Genomic DNA, 21,197 nt, shown 5'->3' on the forward strand with positions numbered 1-21,197 from the left:
CGTGACCGGCCCGGCGCGGCGGCTCTGTCGCGCCGCGCCGGGGCGGTGCACCCGCGCGCTACCGCAGAACGCTCGCCGTGGAGCGCCCGCGCTCGGTCCCCGCGGCATGGGCCACGACGTCCAGCAGGCGTCCGCCGTCCTCGCCGGCGAACCACTCGGCGTGCCCGAAGCAGTACGCGTAGGCCAGCCGGGCGTTCTCCGCGGACCGCGTGACGCCGTGGAAGTAGCCCAGTTCGGACAGCGCGAACTCGGCGTGCACCAGCGGCAGCAGCGCGGGGAGGGCGGCCGCTTCGGCGGGTGCGAGCGGCCGGACGCACTGGTAGCCGTCGACGAGCGCGGTCATGTCCGCCTCCCGCACCGGGTAGCCGGGCCGGAGCCATTGCACGGCGTTGCGTTCGATCGCCGTGGCCAGGTCGTGCACGGCGGTCGTGCGGTCGCTCATGCCGAAGTCCAGGACGGTGGCGACCCGGCCGTCGGCGTCCCACAGCAGGTTGGAGGCGTGCCAGTCGTTGTGGGTCCACAGCGGGAGCAGCCCGGACAGGTGCGGAGCCAAGTTCTCGTGCAGGGGCACGAGCACGCGGTCCATGTCCGCGCGCCACGGGAACTTCCGCAGCCCGTCGGCGAGTTCGGCGCGCTCGTCGACGTATCGCTCCAGCGCGGCCCGTGGATCGTCCGCCGCGAACACCGTGAACGACGCGACCAGCGGCTGTACCCGGCGCCGTGGCGCGTCGAAGCAGGTAGCTGTGATAGCGCGGGGCGCCGATCTCGTCCACCGGCCAGGTCAGCCGCCGCTCCTCGGGCAGGTCGCCGCGCAGCGCGTCCCACGACCAGTAGTTGCCGAAGGTGGCGTCGGCCTCGCCCGCCTCGATGTCGTCCACGGTCAGCTCGCGGGCCCCCGCGTCGACGGTGATCACCGCGTCCGGGTCGCCGCCGTCGGCCGCCACCAGATGACGGACCATCGCACGGCCGCGCGGGGTCGGGTTGAGCGCGATCCGGCGGCCCGCGAGGTCGCGGGGCCGGGTGATGCCGGTCGACGTCGTCGTCTGGACGGCCTCCAGACCCCGGTGGTTCACCGCCGCCACGGCGATCAGCGGCTGGCCGTGCGCCGCACGGCGGGCGAGCAGCCGGTTCGGCGGGAAGATCCCGAAGTCCACCTCGCCCCGCGCCAGATACTCCAGCGTGTCGCCGCGCCCCGGGTCCTGCACGACCAGCTCCACGTCGAGCCCCGCCTCGGCGAACCGGCCGCCCGCACGGGACACATACAGACCGGCCGAATTCGGCCAGGGGTGGAAATAGTCGAGCATGACCCGGATGTGCAGCATGAGGGAACTCCGAAGGCGGCGCGCACGGCAGCGCGGTGAACGGCGAGCAGAAGAAGGGGTGGAGGCGGGTCAGCGACAACAACAGGAGCGGCGCACCGGGGCGGAGACCGCCGGAGGCTTCGGCTCGACTGCTGCTGCGGACACATGAACTCCTACGCGGGGCGCCGACATGGCGCGGTTGGTGCGGTCGGCGTCCCCATGGGGACCGCTCGGCGAGCGGATCCCAGACGCCCTCTCAGCCCGGTCGGGGAGGGGCTCCCGCGTAGATGGCCGAAACCATGACGGCAGCCGCCGGGCCCCGCGCAAGCGTGATCCGGAATATGAGACGCCGCCGCCCGTTGGGCAAGACGCCCAGTTCACGGGCGTACGATCGGCCGCCATGACCACTCGCCCGCTCCCCGGACCAGTGCCCCCTGGACACCCGCTCCCCGGACCTGTGCTCCCCGGCCCCCTGGTCGACGACGCCTGGCTCGCCGACCGTCTCGGCGACCCGCGCCTGGTGGTGCTGGACGCCACCGCGCTGCTGCCCTCGCCCCGGCACGACGGCGACCACCGCTCGGCGAGCGGCCACGAGACCTGGGCCGGCCGGCGCCTCCCCGGCTCCCGGCACGCCGACCTGACCGGCGACTTTTCCGACCCGGACGCCCCGTACCACTTCGCCGTGCCGGCCCCGGCGCAGTTGGCCGCGGCCCTCGCCCGGGTCGGCGTGGGGGAGGGGTGCGCGGTGGTCGCGTACGACACCGGGGGCGGGATCTGGGCGGCCCGGCTGTGGTGGATGCTGCGGGCGATCTCCGTCCCGGCGGCCGTCCTCGACGGGGGACTGGCGGCCTGGGAGGCGGCGGGGCGGCCGGTCCTCTCCGGAGCGGAGAGCGCACCGGTCCGGCCCGTCACACCGGTGACACCGGTGCCGCGTCCCGAACTGTGGACGGATGTCCACGAAGTGGCCGCGATCAGCCGGGGGGAGCGGCCCGGGGCGCTCGTCTGCGCGTTGCCCTCCGGGGGGTACGACGGGAGTGTCCCGACCCGGTACAGCCGCCGGGGGCACATCCCCGGGAGCCGCAGCCTTCCCGGGCGCGCGCTGCTGGACGCCGAGGGGCGGGTGCTGCCGGAGGGCGACCTCGCGGCCCGGGTCGGGAGCGTGCTCGACGACGGCGACAGCCCGGTCGTTCTTTACTGCGGTGGGGGGATATCGGCGGCAGGGGCGGCGTTGGCGCTCACTCTGCTGGGCCGCGAGGACGTCTCGGTGTACGACGGGTCGCTGGAGGAGTGGTTGGCGGATCCGGGGCGGCCGTTGGAGTCGGGCGGCTGAGGGGGCGGGGATGTGCGCTTCGGCGGGTGCGGGCGGGTGCGGGTGCGGGTGCGTCGTGGTTGGTCGCGCAGTTTCCCGCGCCCCTGGGGGCTGTTCGGCCCGGCATTGTCGGGTGTGGCCGGGGTGACGTCTCCCTCCCCCGAAGGTGACGTCACCCCGGCCTTTCCCCCGGCGCCGGACAGTGGCTCAGTACGCGGTCGGGTGCCTCACCAGCACATGACCGCCGTCTCGCCCGAACCCCAGCCGGAGTACAGGCGCACGCGCACGAAGTAGCGGCGGCTCCGGACGAGCCGGGCCCTGATCGTGGCGTTGCGCGGCGAGCCGCCGTCGTCGTGGCCCGCCAGGAAGCGGGGCTCGCCCTCCCGTTCCTCGAAGACCACGACCACCGAGTCGCTCTCCCCGAAGACGCCGAACGTGTAGTCGCGGGTCTCGCGCGGCTCGACGGTGAAGTCGGCCTGCTCGCCCGCCCCCAGCGACAACGGCGCCGACCGGAACGGCACCAGTGCGGGCGGCCGCGGCGCGCCCGACGGCGGGTACCAGCCGAGGACGAACTCCTTGTCCATCGGCGACAGCGAGCCCGGCGGATGCACACCCCCGCGGAACTGCTCCGGCTCCAGGATCAGCCCCGCCGAGAACGGGTACTGCATCACGGACTGCGGATCCCACACCGACCCGTTGACCTCGGCCGCGTCCAGCTTGCGCAGGATGTTGAAGTGCGTGCGGTCCCGGCTCCAGTGGTGGGGCGGGCCCGCCAGCTCGGCGTACACGGCCTCGTCGTCCCAGTGCAGACCGGCGAACGGGCTCTGGTGCTCGTGCTGCATGCCGAGCGCGTGCCCGATCTCGTGCAGGGCCGTGGTGCGCTCCCCGGGCGCGGTCAGATCCCACCCGAAGTTCATGGTGCGCTCGCCCCGCCCGGCCGACAGCGCGTCCCGGCCCACCGCCGACCAGGAGCCGTCACCCGCCTGGAAGCCGATGCGCAACTCGGCCTCCGAGCGGTCGGCGACCTCGGCGAAGGACACCCCGATGCCCAGCTCCCGCCACTCGCGGAAGCAGTCCCGCACGATCTCGCGCTGGTCCTCGCCGCCGACCCAGGACACCCACCGGGTCCCCGCGGAACCCGGCAGCGGTATGACCGACCCGTCGGCCTCGCCGTCGAAGAAGCAGTAGTGCAGCACCGTGCCGTTGACCCACATCCGCCGCCCGCTCAGCAGCGCGCCGAGCCGCTCGACGGCCAGCCCCGGGGCGAACGCGGGGGCCGACTGCCGGGCCAGCGAGCAGTAACGGGCGGTCATGGACTCCAGGTTGCCCTGCAGCACCGCCCGGGAGCGTGAGTCGGGGGCTACTCAATTCCCCCTGTATCAGGGGTGAGTATGGCTGCTCCCATAGAGGTGACGACCTATCAGCCCCCAGCCAGGACCCTGCGTCTGCCGTGGCCGTTCACCGGCCGGGACGAGGAACTGGACCTCGTCCGCCGCTCCTTGGCCGCGGGCCGGCCCGGCATTGCGGTCACCGGACCGGCCGGCTGCGGCCGCACCCGCCTGGCCGCGGAGGCGGTGCGCGGCGCCGACTGCGTCAAGGTGGCCGGCACGCCCGAGACCCGCGGACTGCCCTTCGCCGCCTTCGCCCACCTGCTCCCGGAGGGCGTCACCCTCCACCGGGCCGTCCAACTCCTCTCCGGAACCCGGCTGTTGCTGGTCGACGACGCCCACCTGCTGGACGACGCCTCCGCCGCGCTGCTCCATCAGCTGGCCGTCCAGGGCCGCACCCGGCTGCTGGTCCTCGTCACGGACGAGGTTCCGGCGCCCGACGCGGTCTCCCGCCTGTGGACCGGCGAACTGCTGCCCCGCCTCGCCCTGGAAGTGTTGCCCCACGAGGACACCGCCCAGCTCCTCACGGCCGCCGCCGGGGGCCCCGTCGAACCGCTCACCGTCAACCGGCTGCACCGGCTGTGCCGGGGCGACCTGCGCCTCCTGCGGGACCTGCTGGACGCGCTGCGCGAGCAGGAGCTGTTCACCAGGGTCCCCGGGACCGACGAACGGACCTGGCGGGGCCGGGTCCCGGTGACGCCGGCGCTGCGCGAACGCGCCGCCGCCGTCCTCGCCCGCGCCTGCCCCGAGGAACGCGAGACCCTCGACCGCCTCGCCTTCGCCGAACCCCTGCCGCTGCCGGCGGACACCCTGGACCTGGCGATCCTCGAACGCCTGGAGGCGAAGGGCCTTCTCGACATCGACGTGGACATCGAGATGGACGTGGACGTGGAAGGGGACACGACCGTCCGCCTCGCCCACCCCCTGCACGGGCCCGTGCTGCGCGCCGCCGCCGGCCGGCTGCGCGCGCGGCGGCTCACCGGCGGCCGACGGCCCACCGGGCCCGCCCTCGCCGCCGAGGCGGCCGAGCTGACCCGCCGCATCGAGCGGGCCGACGTCCGGCGGACGCCCACGCCCGTGGGGGAGTGGATCCTCGCGGAGCGGGAACCGGTACCGCCGTGGTACGCCGCCGTCCGCGCACGGTTCTCACGGCTGCGGGGAGAACTGCGCGAGGCGGCGGCCTGGGCGGGAGAGGGCCTGACGGCTGCCCCGCACGACCCGGCCTGCCGCACCGAACTCGCCCTGGCCGCCGTGCAGTCGGGGGACACCGGCCCGCTGATCGAGCCCCTCGCGGATGATCCCGGCACAGCCGCCTGGCCGCCCGCCGCCCGCGGAGACCTGGACGAAGCCCTGAAGACACTCAAGAACACCGACCCGTGCACGGGCACGGGCACCGACCCGGGCTCCGGCTCCGGCTCCGGCAGCGACCCGGGCTCCGGCTCCGGCTCCGGCTCCGGTACGGGCACCGACCCGGGCTTCGGATCCGGCACCGACCCGGGCTCCGGCACCGACCCGGGCTCCGGCATCGACCCGGGCTCCGGCTCCGGCTCCGGCATCGACCCGGGCTCCGGCATCGACCCTGGCTCCGGCTCAGACCCGGGCTCCGGCTCCGGCACCAACCCGGGCTCCGGCATCGAGCCGGGCTCCGGCATCGACCCTGGCTCCGGCTCAGACCCGAGCTCCGGCATCTGCCCAGGTGTCGATGCCAGCACCAGCATCAACGTCGGCGACTGCTACACCGTCTACGACGCCGTACGCCTCGGTGCTCCCGAGCGGGCTGCCCGGCTCCTCCCGCCGGACGGCGTGCTCGCCCGGCACGCTCGTGCGCTCGCCCGTGCCGACGGCCCTGCCCTGGACCTGGCGGCAGCCGAGCTGGAGCAGCGCGGGTTCCTGCTCTTCGCCGCCGAGGCGTACGCGCAGGCCGTACGCGCCCACCGGGACGCCGGCGCGGCCCGCACCGCCCGTACCCGTGCCGTCGCGCTGGCCCGGCGCTGCCAGGGCGCCCGCACCCCGGCCCTGGCGGGTCTGGTCCTGGGTGAACTCACCGCCCGTCAGCGGCAGATCGTCACCCTCGCCGCAACGGGCCTGAGCAACCGTCAGATCGCCGAGCGCCTCACCCTGTCCGTCCGCACCGTGGGCAACCACCTCCACGGCGCCTACACCCGCCTGGGCGCGGGCGACCGCGGGGCGCTCCCCTGCCTGCTGGAACTCCCGTACGAACCGGACGCCCAACTGGCGTGACAGGGCGGCCGGTTCAGGCCGCGCCGAACGCCGTGAACGCCCAGCCCGTCGCCTGGTGCACGCTGTCTCCCGGCAGCGCCGCCCGGGCGTCCCGCAGGGCCTCCGCCAGGGACAGGCCGGCGCTGAGACCCTTGTGCAGGGCCAGCATCAGCGGGACGACCGCCGCGTCGTTGACGGGCGCGCTGCTCGCGACCACGCCCGCCGTGCCCAGCGGAAGCAACGCCGCCACCAGGCCGAGGAGTTCGTCCGCGCCGACCGAGGCGAGGCGGGCGGTGTCGCAGCTGGAGAGGATGATCCGGTACGGGCTGCGGGTGAGTCGTTCGAAGTCGTGGACGATCAGCGGGCCGTCCGCCATGCGCAGCGACGAGAACATGGGGCTGTCGGCGCGGAACGTGCCGTGCGCGGCGATGTGCGCCAGCGCGGCCCCGTCCAACTCCCGCAGCACGCGCGCCACATGGGCCTCCTCCTGCTCCAGCACCAGGGGTGCGCCGTACCGCCCGGCGACCTCCGGCACCTCCGCGCCGCCGGTCGCCAGCCCGGGTCCGCGGACCAGGACCTGCCGGCCGCCCGGGTGCGGCTCGGTCTCCCGGGCGCGCAGCCAGCCGCTCGCCGACGGCGACACGCTGACCACCCGCTCGCGCAGCGAGGGCAGCAGCGCCCACGGCACCCGGTGGAGCCGGGCCGGCGGCACCACCACGAGGGGGCCCGAGCCGAGGTGCTTCGAGGCCTCGCTCAGCAGCAGTTCCTCCAGCCGCGCTCCCGCCGCCTCCACCACCGGCAGCCGGCCCTCGGCACCCGGATGGGCCAGCCGCCGCAGCCCGGCCTGGACGTGCTCGGCCTCCCGCTCCGCCTCGGCCAGCAGCCCGCCCGCGAACCGGCGCACCCGCCCGCCCCCGCACAGCAGCACCTGAACCCGCCCGTCCAGCACCGCCAGTTCGACCAGCCGTCCCGCGCCGAGCCGGTCCAGCAGCCGCCGGGCGTCGAACCGGTCCCCGCCGAACCGCTCGCCGCCCCAGGGCGTGACCCCGCGCATGTGCAGGGTCCGGGCGCGGATCTCCCGCTCCAGTCGCCGCTGTTCCCGCTCCAGCGTCGGCACGGGCTTGCCGTCCATCCGGGCCGCCTCCGCGCGGGCGGCGATCACCCGGAACGCGGTCAGCCCGCTCAGCAGCGCCGGGTCGGCCGGCGGCCGGGTCGGCGGCGTGGACAGCGCCGTGGCCCGCCAGCGCTCGCTCCACGCCAACAACTGCCGCGGCCCGCCCCGCTCCAGGCTGACCTGCTGGGCCAGCGCCGCGAGTTCGGCGCCCTGCGCGGTGGCCCGGGCCCGCAGCTCCGAGGCGCCCAGCGTCGTGCGGTGCGCGTCGAGGACGTCGAGTCCGCGCCGGCAGGCCTCCAGCACGCCCCGGCCCGAGCCGGTCGCCCGCGCCCACAGCGCCTGTGCCGCCCAGCCCGTCATCCGGGCCAGCGGCGGACCGCTGCGCCGGCTGCGCGCCGCGATCTGCAGATAGCGCTCCGCGTCCGTGCTCCAGTTCAGACCCAGCGCGATCCGGCCGGCCAGCAGCCAGGCCTCCGGCGCGGCCGGCGCCTGGAAGGCGGCGAGCCGGTCGGCGAGCCGGGCGGCGTCCGCGACCAGCCGGCCCGAGCCGCGTCCGGTGGCCACCCGCGCCTCTATCAGCACCAGCCGCGCGTGCGCCTCCCACCAGGTGCGCCGCTGTCCCGCGAACAGCCGTTCGGCCACCGCCGCGCGCGCGAGCGCCGTGCCCGGATCACCCGCCAGCCGCGCGGCTCTCGCGGCGGTCAGGAGCAGCTCCGCCTTGCGGGTGGACTGTCCGCCGATGCCGTCCAGCACCCCGGTCGCGGCGTCCGCCTCGGCCAGCGCCTCCGGCGCGAGACCGGCCGCCATCAGGACCTCGCAGCGCCGGATGGTGAGCATGAACGTCGGGGTGCCGAGTTTGGCGTACCGCTCCTGGGCGTCGTCCAGCAGGCGCAGCGCGGCCGGGACGTCCCCCGAGTGGAACGCGGCCAGCCCGCGGCTCTCCACGGCGTCCGCCTTGTCGTGCTCCTGGCCGGTGGTGTCCCACAGGGCCTCGGCCGCGGTGAAGTCCGCGTCCGCCCGGTCCACCGCCCCGAGGGCCAGGTGCACGGTGGCGCGCAGGGTGAGGGCGCGCGCCGTCCAGATGACGTCGTCCGCCTGACGCAGCACGGGAATCGCCCGCCGGACGTCGTCGAGGGCCTCGCGGTGATGGCCGAGGACCCAGAGGGAGAAGGCCCGCCGGTAGAGCACCCGCGCGCGGGTGTGGCCGCTCCCGCGTTCGACGCCCCGCTCGAAGGCGGCCAGCCCCTGCCGGGTGCGGCCCGCGTGCACCAGCGCCACCCCGAGCGTGCCGAGGACGTCCGCCTCCCGCTCGGCCGAGTCCGCGCGCGCCGCGAGATCCCGGGCGCGGCGCAGATGGTCCAGGGCGAGCCGCATGTCGCCCCACTCCCGCTGCCAGATGCCGATCACCTGATGGGCGACCGAGGCGTGCAACGGCGTCGGATCGGTGTCGAGCACTCCCTCCGCCCGCGACAACGCGTCGCCCGGGGCGGCGAACACCATCGGCAGCAGTTCGAGAACCGTGTCGTTTCCCGCTGTCACTCCACGGATGGTAGTGCTCCGCTGCGCCCATCACACCGGTTCGGCACCGTATCCACCAGTAACAATTGGACGTCGTGTCAACGGATTCGGCGAGCCGGGGCGTACTCGGGGGGCGCGCGGGCGCGTCCGCACCACCTGTATCAGACGACCGCCTCGCGGGTCTTGCTGACGACCGCCGGCTGTAGGGGAGGACATGCCATGGCACCACAGCGATTCCACGAGCAGTTCGACCAGATCCAACGCTCGCTGCCCGACGTCCCGTTGGCGATGGGGCCGGACGACTCGGCCGAGTTCATCTACGAGAAGGGCGTCGTCCTGGCCCGTGACGGCGAGGAGGCCCGGGTCGTCGAGGACGCCGTCCGCTCGCACTTCACCGCGACCGACGGCCTGGTCCCGGACCAGGTGCGCCGGGCGGGCCCGCAGGCCAACCGCTCCGGCATCACCCGCATCCGGGTGGGGGACCCGGGCGAGGGCGGGCGCGCCGCCGACCACGCCGTCGCGGGGGCCCTGCGCGCGCTGCGCGAGACGGAGGGACGCGCCGGCCGCCGGCTGATCAGCCGCAACCACGTGGTGTCGATCGCGGTCAACGCCTGCCCCGGCGACGAGCCGGTGCCCGCCCCGCGCACCGGGCCGCCCAACCCGTCCGCGGCCGACGCGGCCCACGACCCGGCGGGCGCGGTCGGCGTCCTCGTCATCGACACCGGCCTCACGCACGACTACCGCTCCTACCCGCCGCTGGCCCACACCGAGGGCGACGCCCAGGTCAGGGAGACCGACGACGACGGGATCCTCCAGCAGTACGTCGGCCACGGCACGTTCATCGCCGGACTGGTCGCGGCCGTCGCGCCCAACACCGACGTCACCGTGCGGGGCACTCTCAACGACGCCGGCGCGATCCTGGAGTCGGAGTTCGGCGAGAAGCTCTTCGACGCCGTCGCGGACGGCTGGCCCGACATCATCAGCCTCTCCGCCGGCACCTCCAACGGACGCGTCGACGGCCTCCTCGGCGTCGCCGCCTTCATGGAGGAACTCCGCACCCGGCACACCCTGTTGGTGGCCGCCGCCGGCAACAACGCCAGTGCCGCGCCGTTCTGGCCCGCCGCCTATGCCACCCTGCCCGACCACGCCGACGCGGTGCTGTCGGTGGGCGCGCTGCGCTCCGACGGCGAGTTCGGCGCCTGCTTCAGCAACCACGGGCCCTGGGTGCGGGTCTACGCCCCCGGCGAGCGCCTCACCAGCGCCCTCACCGGCTTCGACACCCCCGTCCCCTACGTCTACCAGCACTCCACCTACGAGGCCTGCCGCTACGGCTTCACCTACGACTGCACCTGCCGATCCCCCCGCCACACCGGTGTGTTGAGCGAGGCGCAGCAGGTCAGCCCGGGCAAGCCGGACCAGGTGATGTTCGAGGGACTGGCGTCCTGGAGCGGGACGTCCTTCGCGACTCCCCTGGTGGCCGGGCTCGTCGCCGCCCACATGAGCGCGAACCGGATGACCGACCCGCGGGCCGCCGCGGCCCAACTGCTCGCCGGGAACACCGAGTTCGCCGAGGTGCGCGGTGCTCATGTGCCGGCCCTGCTGCCGCCCACCTGGCGCCCGCTCCCGGCAGGTCCGCAGTGAGGTCCGCATGAGGTCCGAGACAGGCCCCGCCACGGCGTACGATGACAGGCCGTACACGAGGGGTGGGGCCGTGGACCGTACTGATGTCGGCGCGCTCGTCCAGTCCGCCGTCGACGGTGACACGGCGGCCTGGAAAGCGCTGGTGGACGGGCTCAGCCCACTGGTGTGGTCGGTCGTGCGGGCCCACCGGCTCTCGGACGCCGACGGGCACGAGGTGTACCAGACCGTCTGGTTCCGCTTCGCCCAGCATCTGGGGCGGATCCGCGAGCCGCACAAGGCGGGTTCCTGGCTCGCGAGCACCGCGCGCAACGAGTGCCTGAAAGTGATCAAGGGCTTGCGCCGGCTGACCCCTACGGACGATCCCCTGCTGCTCGACCGGGCCAGCGAGGACCGCACCCCGGAGCAGTCGGTGCTGGACTCGGAGGAGGCCGCCGCGCAGAGCGAGCGGGTGCGCTTCCTGTGGCAGGAGTTCGAGGCCCTCGGCGACCGCTGCCGACAACTGCTGCGGGTGCTGATCGCCTCGCCGCCGCCCAGTTATCAGGAGGTGTCGGCCGCCCTGGGCATCGCCGTCGGCAGCATCGGACCGATGCGCCAGCGATGTCTGCGCCGCCTGCGCGCCCGACTCGACGCACGGGGAGCTCTGTGAGCGACATGAACGGCATCCATGACATGAGCGACGGCGAGCCGGACGACTTCTTCGGCGACGTCCCCTTCGTCGACGAGGAGTTCGACCACGACCGGATGGAGGAGGAGCTCCGCGAGGCCACCGCCATCCTGGACCCGGTCCCCGCGGAGCTGCGGCGGGTCGCCATCGAGGCGTACGCGCTGCACGACCTGGACGCGCGGATCGCCGAGCTGACCTTCGACTCGCTGGTCGACGCCATCCCGGTGCGCGGAGCGGTGGACGTGCCCCGGATGCTGACCTTCCACACCGGCGGGCTGACGGTCGACGTCGAGGTCACCGCGGAGGGGCTGATGGGGCAGTTGCTGCCGCCCCAGCCGGCCTCGATCGAGGTCCTGCACGGTCCCCGCGCGGGCGCCGCGCTCACCGCCGACGACATGGGCCGCTTCGCCTGCGAGGCGCCGCCCACCGGGCCGTTCGCGCTGCGGCTGCGCACCGGCGGGGAGGTGGTCGTCACCGAGTGGCTGCGCGCGTGACGTCGGAACCGACGGGTGGGGTCCGCGGCATCCAGGCGACGGTCGGCGCCCCGGGGGCGGTCCGGTCGGCCGGGGCCGCGAGCCGCGAGCCGTGGCCCGGCAGTCGGCCGGCGGACCACGGCGGCCCGTCCGGTGCGGGTGCTCCGACGGGCGGTCAGCCGGTGACGGCGTCCACCAGGGCCGCGAGGGCCGCGGCGAGTCGGGGCAGCCCCGGCCCGGTCGGCCCGCCCGGCTCGGTCATGTAGGCGTCCCGCCGGATCTCCACCATCAGCGCGCTCACCCGCGGCTCCGTCCCGTAGTGCTCCAGCGGGACGTACGTCCCCGCGAACGGGCTGTCGAGCCCGGTCTCCCCGATCCGCGCGAACGCCTCGCGCGCGGCGGCGAGCAGTCCGGGCGGGGTGTGGAAGGCGTCGGTGCCCAGGCAGACCGGCGGCCGCGGGCCCGCGCCGTGGAGTTCGTAGGGCAGCGGCTCGGACGGATAGGAGTGCACGTCGATCACCACGGCCCGGCCGACGGCCGCCAGGCGCTCCCGTACCGCCTCGGTCATGGCGTCGGCGTACGGCCGGTAGTACCGCTCGACCAGCGGTCCGGGGTCGTCGTCGGCGCGGCGCAGCACCTCGCCGTGCGTGGTCCGGGTGTACACGGCGCCCATGCCGACGGCCCGCATCTCCTCGCGCTCGTCCGGGAACCGCTCCGGGTCGACGACCAGCCGCGACAGCCGGTTGACGAACCGCCAGGGCGTCCTGCCCGCCCGCCCGGCCGCCGTCCCGGCGAGCTCCGCGGTGTGCGCGTCGGTGATGTGGTCCAGCTCCCGCTCCAGCGCGCCGTCGTCCAGGGCGATGCCCGCGCGCACCTCGGCCGGAATCGCTCGCGCGGAGTGCGGCACATGCAGGATCACCGGCGAGTCGGGCGCACCCGGCAGCAGTTCGAAGGACGGCGGTTCGTACGGCAAGGGACTGCTCCGGGGGCGTGTCGCAGACGCCCCCGCCCCGGCCGGGCAGCTGCCGACCGGGGCGGGGGCCAAGGGGGCCTGGGCGGTCAGCTCAGGGTGGCCAGGGCCTCGTTCCAGGTGGTGGACGGGCGCATGACGGCCGCCGCCTTGGCCGGGTCGGGCTGGTAGTAGCCGCCGATGTCGACCGGCTTGCCCTGCACGGCGTTCAGCTCGCCGACGATGGTCTGCTCGTTCGCGGCCAGCGTCTCGGCGAGGGACGCGAACGCCTTCGCGAGGTCCGCGTCGTCGGTCTGCGCCGCGAGCTCCTGCGCCCAGTACAGGGACAGGTAGAAGTGGCTGCCGCGGTTGTCGATGCCGCCGACGCGCCGGGTCGGGGACTTGTCCTCGTCGAGGAAGGTCGCCGTGGCGCGGTCGAGGGTGTCGGCGAGGACCTTGGCGCGGGTGTTGCCGGTGGCCGTCGCGCACTGCTCCAGGGACGGGACCAGGGCGAAGAACTCGCCGAGGGAGTCCCAGCGCAGGTAGTCCTCCTTGACCAGCTGCTGGACGTGCTTGGGGGCGGAGCCGCCCGCGCCCGTCTCGAACAGGCCGCCGCCCGCCATCAGCGGGACGACCGACAGCATCTTGGCGCTGGTGCCCAGCTCCAGGATGGGGAAGAGGTCGGTGAGGTAGTCGCGCAGGACGTTGCCGGTGACGGAGATCGTGTTCTCGCCGCGGCGGATGCGCTCCACCGACAGCTTGGTCGCCTCGACCGGGGCGAGGATCCGGATGACCAGACCCTCGGTGTCGTGCTCGTCCAGGTAGGTGTTGACCTTGGCGATCAGGTTGGCGTCGTGCGCGCGGGTCTCGTCCAGCCAGAAGACGGCCGGGTCGCCGGTGGCGCGGGCGCGGGTGACGGCCAGCTTCACCCAGTCGCGGATCGGCGCGTCCTTGGTCTGGCAGGCGCGGAAGATGTCGCCGACCGCGACGGCCTGCTCGATCACCACGTTGCCGGCCTGGTCCACGAGGCGGACCGTGCCCGCGGCCGGGATCTCGAACGTCTTGTCGTGGCTGCCGTACTCCTCGGCCTTCTGCGCCATCAGACCCACGTTCGGGACCGAGCCCATGGTGGACGGGTCGTAGGCGCCGTGGGCGCGGCAGTCGTCGATCACGGCCTGGTAGACGCCGGAGTAGGACGAGTCCGGCAGCACGGCGAGGGTGTCGGCCTCCTGGCCGTCCGGGCCCCACATGTGACCGGAGGTGCGGATCATCGCCGGCATCGAGGCGTCGACGATGACGTCGGACGGCACGTGCAGGTTGGTGATGCCCTTGTCGGAGTCGACCATCGCCAGGGCCGGGCCCTCGGCGAGCTCGGCGTCGAAGGAGGCCTTGATCTGCTCGCCCTCGGGCAGGGACTCCAGGCCCTTGAGGATGCCGCCGAGGCCGTCGTTGGGGGAGAGGCCGGCGGCCGCGAGGGTCGCGCCGTGCTGCTCGAAGGTCTTCGGGAAGAACGCGCGGACCACGTGACCGAAGATGATCGGGTCGGAGACCTTCATCATCGTGGCCTTGAGGTGCACCGAGAACAGCACGCCCTCGGCCTTGGCGCGGGCGATCTGCGCGGTGAGGAACTCCCGCAGTGCGGCCACGTGCAGCACGGACGCGTCGACGACCTCGTCCTTCAGGACCGGTACGGACTCGCGCAGCACGGTGGTGGAGCCGTCCTCGGCGACCAGCTCGATCCGCAGCGAGCCGGCCTCGGAGATCACGGCGGACTTCTCGGTGGAGCGGAAGTCGTTCTCGCCCATCGTCGCGACGCCGGTCTTCGACTCGCCGGACCAGGCGCCCATGCGGTGCGGGTGGGTCTTGGCGTAGTTCTTGACCGACGCGGGGGCGCGGCGGTCGGAGTTGCCCTCGCGCAGGACCGGGTTCACGGCCGAGCCCTTGACCTTGTCGTAGCGGGCCTGGACGTCCCGCTCCTCGTCGGTCCTGGGGTCGTCCGGGTAGGCCGGCAGCGCGTAGCCCTGGGCCTGCAGCTCGGCGACCGCGGCCTTGAGCTGCGGGATCGACGCCGAGATGTTCGGCAGCTTGATGATGTTGGCCTCGGGCGTCTTCGCCAGTTCGCCCAGCTCGTGCAGGGCGTCCGGGATGCGCTGGTCCTCGGTCAGGTACTCCGGGAACACCGCGATGATGCGCCCGGCCAGCGAGATGTCCCGCGTCGTCACGGCGACACCCGCCTGCGAGGCGTACGCCTGGACCACCGGCAGGAAGGAATACGTCGCCAGGGCCGGGGCCTCGTCAGTGTGCGTATAGATGATGGTCGAGTCAGTCACCGGGTGCTCCGCTCCACGTCTGCAACATTGCTCGACATCAAGATATCTCGTGAACCGGATCGGCTCGACAGGGGTCTCCTCGGGCGTCTGCGGGTCCCGAGCAACCAAACCGTCCGGTTCCGTAGTCCTACAGGGTGATCATCAATTTCATCCGGCGGCCGGGCCGACCCGGCCGCCCCAGGGAAAGCAGAACAGCGCACCCATGAGATATCGCAGCAGAGTGACGGCCCCGGCGGCCGCCCTGATCGGCACCGCGGCAGTCATGGTCGGCGGGAACTCGGCGCAGGCGGCCCCGGCGGCCCCGGCGGCTGCCAAGGGCGGCAGCCCCGTCCCCGGCTCGGAGACTCTCGGCGACTCGGTCTACCCGGGCCTCGGCAACGGCGGCTACCACGTCGACTCGTACCACCTCGACTTCTCCTTCGACGCCGCGACCGCCCTGGTGGACGCCAAGGCGACGCTGGAGCTGCGCACCACCCAGGCGCTGAGCCGCCTATCGCTCGACGCCGTCGGTCTGGACATACGCACGGTCCGCCTCAACGGCCGCTCCGCCACCTTCGAACAGGTGGGCGAAAAGCTGCGGATCACCCCGGCCCGGGACCTGCCGAAGCACGCCAAGGCCACCATCTGCGTCGAGTACTCCGCCGACCCGCGCCGGGTGATCCCCGGGCTCGCGTTCACCGGCTGGGTCCCCACCCCCGACGGATTCGCGGTGTGCCCCCAGCCGAACCTGGCGCACACCGTCTTCCCCTGCAACGACCACCCGTCGGACAAGGCGGACTTCACCTTCCGCATCACCGTCCCGGCGGCCCTGCGCGCCGTCGCGAGCGGCAAGCTCGTCCGCACGGAGCAGCTGTCCGGCGACCGGACCGCGTACAGCTACCGCTCCCGCTCGCCCATCGCGACGGAGCTGGTGCAGATCACGGTCGGCGACTACGTGATCAAGGAGCGGCAGGGCCCCCACGGGCTGCCGCTGCGCGACGTCGTCCCGACCGCCCGGGCCGAGGCCCTGGAGCCCGCCCTCGCCCTCACCCCCGGCATCGTCGAGTGGCTCGAGGCACGGCTGGGCGCCTACCCCTTCGAGACCTACGGGCTGCTGCCGGCCAACACCGACGACCCGAAGGCCTTCGACTTCACGGGCCTGGAGACCCAGACCCTCACGATCTACAAGCCGAACTACCTGCTCCAGACCGAGCCGAAGATCGGCTCGCACATGATGCACGAGCTGGTCCACTCCTACTTCGGCAACAGCGTCAGCCCCGCCAGCTGGGCCGACCTGTGGCTGAACGAGGGCCACGCCGACTTCTACGGGCTGCTCTACCGCTACGAGCGGGGCTGGGCGGACTCCCTGGGTCTGGTCACCATGGAAGCCCGCATGAAGGACACGTACGCGCGCGGCGACAAGTGGCGGCAGACCTCCGGACCCGTCGCCGCGCCGACCGAGGCCAACCTCTTCGACAGCCAGCGCTACCTGGGCGGCGTCCTCGTCCTGTACGCGCTGCGCCAGCTCGTCGGCGAGGCCACCTTCAACGACATCGAGCGGACCTTCCTGGCCCGCTTCCGTAACTCGGTGGCGTCCACGGACGACTACATCGCCGTCGCCTCCAAGGTCAGCGGGCAGGACCTGTCCGGCTTCCTGCGCGACTGGCTGTACGGCACCACCACCCCGCGGATGCCCGGCCACCCGGACTGGGTCGTCGTCCCGGTGACGCCGGCCGCCGCCGTGCCGCAGCAGCGCAAGGCCGCGCGCTCGCACGACAACTCGGCGACGCTCTAGTCTCTCAGTCGTGCAGGGCGCTTGCTTCGCCCTGCACGACGTCGTCGCTCGTGCGCTGCTGGGGGATGACCACCGCGCCCTGCTGCAACGCGACCGTCCGGGTGGGCGCCGGGATCCGGATGCCCTCCTCGCGGTAGCGGCGGTGCAGCCGCTTGATGAACTCGTGCTTGATCCGGTACTGGTCGCTGAACTCGCCGACGCCCAGGATCACCGTGAAGCCGATCCGCGAGTCGCCGAAGGTGTGGAAGCGGATGGCCGGTTCGTGGTCCGGGAGCGCGCCGTCGACGCCGGTCATGACCTGGGTGACGACCTCCAGGGTGACGCGCTCCACCTGCTCCAGGTCGCTGTCGTAGGCCACGCCCGCCTGCACCAGGATCGTCAGATCCTGCTCGGGACGCATGTAGTTGGTCATGTTCGTCTTCGCGAGCTGCCCGTTGGGGATGACGACGAGGTTGTTGGACAGCGCCCGCACGGTCGTCTGCCGCCAGTTGATGTCCTCGACGTAGCCCTCCTCGCCGCTGCTCAGCTTGATGTAGTCGCCGCGCTGGACGGTCCTGGAGGCGAGGATGTGGAGGCCCGCGAAGAGGTTCGCGAGGGTGTCCTGGAGGGCGAGCGCGACGGCCAGACCACCCACGCCCAGCGCGGTGAGCATCGGGGCTATGGAGATGCCCAGCGTCTGCAGCATGACCAGGAAACCGATCGAGAACACCAGGACCCGGGTGATGTTCACGAAGATCGTGGCCGACCCGGCGACCCCGGAGCGCGAGGTCGTCATGTTCTGCACCAGCCCGGCGACGACCCGCGTCGCCGCGACGGTCACCACGAAGATCAGCAGCACCGTCAGACACTGGTTGACGGTGTGCTGGACGCCCTTCGTCAGCGGCAGCAGCGCCGCCGCGGTCGCCGCGCCGCCGGCGATCGCGCACCACGGCACCACCGTGCGCAGCGCGTCCACCACGACGTCGTCGCCGCTCCACTTCGTGCGCTTGGCGTGCTTGCCCAGCCAGCGCAGCAGCGTGCGCGACAGAAAGGCGGCCAACAGGCCGGCGGCCAGGGCGATTCCGGCGAGCACGCCGTCGTCCAGGGTCAGTGCGCGGTTCACATGTCTCCTGCTCGGTTCCGGGGAAGTGCGGGTCGCGCCCGTCCCCCGCAGAGGAAGGGCGCAACCGCTCATCCTGCCGTATCCGGCACGGGAGTTCGTACCCGAGGATCCGGCCGCGGTGCCGGGACGGCGCAGCTCACAGGGCGCGTTGGCCGGTTCGCGCCGCTCGTGGTCCGTACGAACGACGGGCCGCGCACCACCGCACCGTGCCGAGGACCGCTACGCCGGAAGGACCGCTACGCCGGAACCGGTCAGATGACCTTCAGACGCACCAGCGCGCCGAGCGTCAGCGCCCCCGGCACCAACGGCAGCCACACGGTGATGATCCGGTAGGCGAGGACCACCGCCGTGGCGACCGCCACCGGGCCGCCCGCCGCCACCAGCGCCACGATCAGCGCCGCCTCCACCGAGCCGATCCCGCCCGGGGTCGGGATCAGCGCGACCGCCACCGTCGCCGCCAGATACGCGACCATCATGTGCGCGACCGGCACCGGCAGCGCCAACGCCTGCCCCACCGCGGCGAGTCCGGCCGCCTGCAGCACCGGGAACGCCAGCGAACCGCCCCACAGCGCCAGCACCCGGGACGGACGGCCGTGCACCGAGCGCGCCTCGCTGAGCGCCGTGCGCAGGAAGGCGCGCACCGCCGACCGCACCCGCCGCACGAAGGTGAGCACGCCCGCCGCCAGCAGCACGGCCGCCGCGAGGCCGCCCAGCAGCGGACCGAGCGCCGCGTCCGGCAGCAGCGAGCCCAGCCGCAGCGCGTCGGGGAAGACCAGCAGCAGCACGGTCAGCAGGCCCACCCGGGCCACGCCCTCCGCCAGCAGATACAGCCCGAGGGCCGCCGAGGAGCGGGCCAGCGGAACCCCGCACACGGCCATGAACCGCAGATTGACCGCGCTCGCCCCGAGGCCCGTCGGCAGCAGGTGGTTGGCCGCGCCGGCGGCGAACTGGGCCGCCAGCAGCCGCCCTCCGGGCAGCCGCTGCACGAGCGCGCCCTGCCGGGTGACGGCGGCCGCGACCCAGGTCAGACAGGTCGCCCCGACCGCGGCCAGCAGCCAGGGCCACTGGGCCTGGCGCAGATGCCCGAAGCCCTCGGCGAGAACGGACCGGTGCTGCACCGCGACCACGGCGACCAGCACGAGCGGGACCAGACACAGGATCTGGCGGACGGGTAGTCGACGGGCGGGCCTGACGGGGGGAAGCGGAACCGCTGTCACACTCGGAGAGGTTCTCCGCACGGCGCCAACTACGGGTTGCGGGAGCGGGGACGGGACATTGCGTACGGTCATCGGGTCCTTCGCAGTGGGGGATGCGGGGAATGCGGGGGACGAGGCGGGTCCAGGGGAAATTCTTGACCTCAAGGTCGGTCGAGGTTCTACGGTCGCCGTCATGAGCATGGAGACCACCGCCTGGACGCAGTTGTACAGCGTCATGAACGCCCAGCAGGAACGACGCCCCTTCGACCCCGTGACACTGCGCCGCATCGGCGCGTTCGCCCGCCCGCACCGCCGCCGGATCGCGCGGTTCGTCGTGCTGGGGGTGCTGACCGCGCTGCTCGCCGTCGCCACCCCCGTCCTCGCCGGACGGGTCGTCGACGCGATCGTGTCGCACGGCGACGCGGGCACGGTCGTCCGCCTGGCCCTGCTCATCGCGCTCATCGCGGTGCTGGAGGCGGCGCTCGGCATCCTCGGCAGGAGGCTGTCGGCGACGCTCGGGGAGGGGCTCATCCTCGATCTGCGCACGGCCGTGTTCGATCATGTGCAGCGCATGCCGGTCGCGTTCTTCACACGTACCCGTACGGGGGCGCTCGTCTCCCGACTCAACAACGACGTGATCGGCGCCCAGCGCGCCTTCAGCAACACGCTCTCCGGAGTGGTCTCCAACCTGGTCACGCTGGTGCTCACCCTCGTCGTCATGCTCACCCTGTCCTGGCAGGTCACACTGCTCTCGCTGGCCCTGCTGCCGGTCTTCGTCATCCCGGCGCGGCGGATGGGAAACCGGATGGCCGGTATGCAGCGGGAGGCCGCCGAGCTCAACGCGGCGATGGGCACCCGGATGACCGAACGCTTCTCCGCGCCCGGCGCCACCCTCGTCAAACTGTTCGGCCGGCCCGAGCAGGAGTCCGCGGAGTTCGCGGCCCGCGCGGCCCGGGTGCGGGACATCGGCGTCCGCACGGCCACCGCCCAGTCGCTCTTCATCACCGCCCTGACGCTCGTCTCCGCCCTGGCCCTCGCCCTCGTCTACGGACTCGGCGGCCACCTCGCGCTCAAGGGCACCCTGGAACCGGGCGCCGTCGTCGCCCTCGCCCTGCTCCTCACCCGCCTCTACGCCCCGCTCACCGCCCTCGCAGGGGCCCGGGTGGAGGTGATGAGCGCCCTGGTCAGCTTCGAGCGGGTCTTCGAGGTGCTCGACCTGAAACCGCTCATCGAGGAGAAGCCGGACGCCCGCGAGGTGCCCGAGGGCCCCGTCGCCGTCGAGTTCGAGGACGTCCGCTTCGGCTACCCGTCCGCCGACAAGGTCTCCCTCGCCTCCCTGGAGGAGGTCGCCTCCCTCGACACCCGCGGCGGCGCCGAGGTCCTGCACGGCGTCTCCTTCCGCGCCGAACCCGGCCAGACCGTCGCCCTCGTCGGCTCCTCCGGCGCGGGCAAGTCCACGATCGCCCAGCTCCTGCCGCGCCTGTACGACGTCGACGCGGGCGCCGTGCGGATCGGCGGGATCGACGTCCGCGACCTGAGCGCCGGCTCCGTGCGGGCCACCCTCGGCATGGTCACCCAGGACGGCCACCTCTTCCACGACACCGTCCGCGCCAACCTCCTGCTCGCGAGCCCGGCGGCGACCGAGGACGACCTGTGGGACGCGCTGCGCCGCGCCCGCCTCGACGACCTCGTCCGCGCCCTGCCCGACGGCCTCGACACCGTCGTCGGCGAGCGCGGCTACCGGCTGTCCGGCGGCGAACGCCAGCGCATGACCATCGCCCGGCTGCTGCTGGCCGGCCAGCCCGTCGTCATCCTCGACGAGGCCACCGCGCACCTCGACAACACCTCCGAGGCGGCCGTCCAGGAGGCCCTCGCCGAAGCGCTCGCGGACCGCACCGCGGTCGTCATCGCGCACCGTCTGTCCACCGTGCGCGCCGCCGACCTGATCCTCGTCGTCGAGGCCGGCCGGATCGTCGAACGCGGCACGCACGAGAGGCTGTTGGCGGCTGACGGACGCTACGCGGAGCTCTACCGGACCCAGTTCGAGCAGCCCGGGGCGGGGACGGCCGCGGCGGCCGCGCTCTGAGTCGGCCCCGCCGACCGCGCCGCCCGTGCCGAGGGCGTGCGGGCCGGCCCCCGCGCGCACTGTCGCAGTTGCGCCATGTCCCACCTGTGCCACCGGGATGCGATGACACGGCTTTGCGGTGACCGGATTCTG

General features: G+C 73.6%; 14 protein-coding genes and 1 pseudogene. 7 read left to right on the forward strand and 8 right to left on the reverse strand.

Features of this window, described 5'->3' with window-relative positions; genetic code table 11:
- Nucleotides 1-58: 58 nt before the first annotated feature.
- Nucleotides 59-685: a phosphotransferase gene (locus ACWCPF_RS31560; RefSeq protein WP_451048508.1), complete on the reverse strand. Its 627-nt coding sequence runs from the start codon at nucleotides 683-685 to the stop codon at nucleotides 59-61.
- Between the two features lie 106 nt (nucleotides 686-791).
- Nucleotides 792-1,322 (reverse strand): annotated as a pseudogene (locus ACWCPF_RS31565) (ABC transporter substrate-binding protein); the annotation flags it as partial.
- A gap of 379 nt (nucleotides 1,323-1,701) precedes the next feature.
- Here ACWCPF_RS31565 and ACWCPF_RS31570 point away from each other — a divergent pair.
- A complete protein-coding gene (locus tag ACWCPF_RS31570; protein WP_451048509.1) occupies nucleotides 1,702-2,631 on the forward strand; it encodes a sulfurtransferase in 930 nt (309 codons plus the stop codon).
- A gap of 206 nt (nucleotides 2,632-2,837) precedes the next feature.
- Here ACWCPF_RS31570 and absR1 read toward each other — a convergent pair whose 3' ends face one another.
- Entirely contained in the window at nucleotides 2,838-3,923 is a 1,086-nt protein-coding gene (absR1, locus tag ACWCPF_RS31575) for a beta-glucuronidase AbsR1 (protein WP_451048526.1), read from the reverse strand.
- Nucleotides 3,924-4,001: 78 nt separating this feature from the next.
- Here absR1 and ACWCPF_RS31580 point away from each other — a divergent pair, with 78 nt between their 5' ends.
- Nucleotides 4,002-6,239, forward strand: coding sequence for a LuxR C-terminal-related transcriptional regulator (locus ACWCPF_RS31580; RefSeq protein WP_451048510.1), 2,238 nt, complete (start codon nucleotides 4,002-4,004; stop codon nucleotides 6,237-6,239).
- 13 nt (nucleotides 6,240-6,252) lie between these two features.
- On the opposite strand, the gene ACWCPF_RS31585 is transcribed toward ACWCPF_RS31580, so the two are convergent.
- On the reverse strand, nucleotides 6,253-8,832 hold the full coding sequence (locus ACWCPF_RS31585; protein ID WP_451048527.1) for a CHAT domain-containing protein: 2,580 nt from the start codon (nucleotides 8,830-8,832) through the stop codon (nucleotides 6,253-6,255).
- A 237-nt stretch (nucleotides 8,833-9,069) separates the two neighbouring features.
- Between ACWCPF_RS31585 and ACWCPF_RS31590 the strand changes: the two genes are divergently transcribed.
- The 3 genes from ACWCPF_RS31590 to ACWCPF_RS31600 all read left to right on the forward strand — a co-directional run bounded on the left by ACWCPF_RS31590 (nucleotide 9,070) and on the right by ACWCPF_RS31600 (nucleotide 11,649).
- Nucleotides 9,070-10,491: a S8/S53 family peptidase gene (locus ACWCPF_RS31590; RefSeq protein WP_451048511.1), complete on the forward strand. Its 1,422-nt coding sequence runs from the start codon at nucleotides 9,070-9,072 to the stop codon at nucleotides 10,489-10,491.
- Nucleotides 10,492-10,561: 70 nt separating this feature from the next.
- Entirely contained in the window at nucleotides 10,562-11,137 is a 576-nt protein-coding gene (locus ACWCPF_RS31595) for an RNA polymerase sigma factor (RefSeq protein WP_451048512.1), read from the forward strand.
- 5 nt (nucleotides 11,138-11,142) lie between these two features.
- Nucleotides 11,143-11,649, forward strand: a complete 507-nt coding sequence (locus tag ACWCPF_RS31600; protein WP_451048528.1) for a hypothetical protein — start codon at nucleotides 11,143-11,145, stop codon at nucleotides 11,647-11,649.
- 154 nt (nucleotides 11,650-11,803) lie between these two features.
- Here ACWCPF_RS31600 and ACWCPF_RS31605 read toward each other — a convergent pair whose 3' ends face one another.
- Entirely contained in the window at nucleotides 11,804-12,601 is a 798-nt protein-coding gene (locus tag ACWCPF_RS31605) for an N-formylglutamate amidohydrolase (RefSeq protein WP_451048513.1), read from the reverse strand.
- Between the two features lie 86 nt (nucleotides 12,602-12,687).
- The gene (locus ACWCPF_RS31610) at nucleotides 12,688-14,907 is read right to left on the reverse strand and encodes an NADP-dependent isocitrate dehydrogenase (protein WP_451048514.1); all 2,220 of its coding nucleotides are present in this window, start codon (nucleotides 14,905-14,907) and stop codon (nucleotides 12,688-12,690) included.
- A gap of 202 nt (nucleotides 14,908-15,109) precedes the next feature.
- Between ACWCPF_RS31610 and ACWCPF_RS31615 the strand changes: the two genes are divergently transcribed.
- Nucleotides 15,110-16,681: a M1 family metallopeptidase gene (locus ACWCPF_RS31615; protein ID WP_451048515.1), complete on the forward strand. Its 1,572-nt coding sequence runs from the start codon at nucleotides 15,110-15,112 to the stop codon at nucleotides 16,679-16,681.
- Nucleotides 16,682-16,685: 4 nt separating this feature from the next.
- On the opposite strand, the gene ACWCPF_RS31620 is transcribed toward ACWCPF_RS31615, so the two are convergent.
- Nucleotides 16,686-17,783, reverse strand: coding sequence for a mechanosensitive ion channel family protein (locus tag ACWCPF_RS31620; RefSeq protein WP_451048516.1), 1,098 nt, complete (start codon nucleotides 17,781-17,783; stop codon nucleotides 16,686-16,688).
- A 251-nt stretch (nucleotides 17,784-18,034) separates the two neighbouring features.
- Nucleotides 18,035-19,000: a lysylphosphatidylglycerol synthase transmembrane domain-containing protein gene (locus ACWCPF_RS31625; RefSeq protein WP_451048517.1), complete on the reverse strand. Its 966-nt coding sequence runs from the start codon at nucleotides 18,998-19,000 to the stop codon at nucleotides 18,035-18,037.
- A 178-nt stretch (nucleotides 19,001-19,178) separates the two neighbouring features.
- Between ACWCPF_RS31625 and ACWCPF_RS31630 the strand changes: the two genes are divergently transcribed.
- The gene (locus ACWCPF_RS31630; RefSeq protein ID WP_451048529.1) at nucleotides 19,179-21,065 is read left to right on the forward strand and encodes an ABC transporter ATP-binding protein; all 1,887 of its coding nucleotides are present in this window, start codon (nucleotides 19,179-19,181) and stop codon (nucleotides 21,063-21,065) included.
- Nucleotides 21,066-21,197 lie beyond the last annotated feature (132 nt).

It is taken from the genome of Streptomyces sp. NPDC001858 (assembly GCF_053594615.1).